Genomic DNA, 575 nt, shown 5'->3' on the forward strand with positions numbered 1-575 from the left:
GGAGACCGCTCGGCAGGTCGCCGACACCGATGCCAACATCCTCATCCTCGGCGAATCCGGCACCGGCAAGGGCGAACTGGCGCGTGCCATCCACACCTGGAGCCGGCGCTCGAAGAAGGCCTTCGTCACCATCAACTGCCCGTCGCTGTCCGCCGACCTGATGGAAAGCGAGCTGTTCGGACACAACCGCGGTGCCTTCACCGGAGCCACCGAAAGCACCCTCGGTCGGGTCAACCAGGCCGACGGCGGCACGCTGTTCCTCGACGAGATCGGCGACCTGCCGCTGCCGCTGCAGGCCAAGCTCTTGCGTGTGCTGCAGGAACAGGAGGTCGAGCCGCTCGGCTCCAACCAGGTCAAGGCGCTCAACGTGCGGGTGATTGCCGCGACGCATATCGACCTGGAAGCCAAGGTCGCCGCCGGCCAGTTCCGCGACGATCTCTACTATCGCCTCAACGTACTCGCCCTGCGCGTGCCGCCGTTGCGCGAGCGCGCCAGCGACATCCCCGCCGTGGTCGAGCACCTGCTCGACGACATCGCCAACCGCTCCGGCCAGCCGCCCATGGAGCTGAGTCCCG

General features: G+C 67.7%; 1 protein-coding gene. It reads left to right on the forward strand.

Features of this window, described 5'->3' with window-relative positions; genetic code table 11:
• The coding region (locus CXQ97_RS21120; RefSeq protein WP_146069757.1) for a sigma 54-interacting transcriptional regulator at nt 1–575 on the forward strand (575 nt) is incomplete at both ends.

The organism is Arthrobacter sp. B0490 (assembly GCF_002929355.1).
Classification (GTDB): domain Bacteria; phylum Actinomycetota; class Actinomycetes; order Actinomycetales; family Micrococcaceae; genus Arthrobacter_D.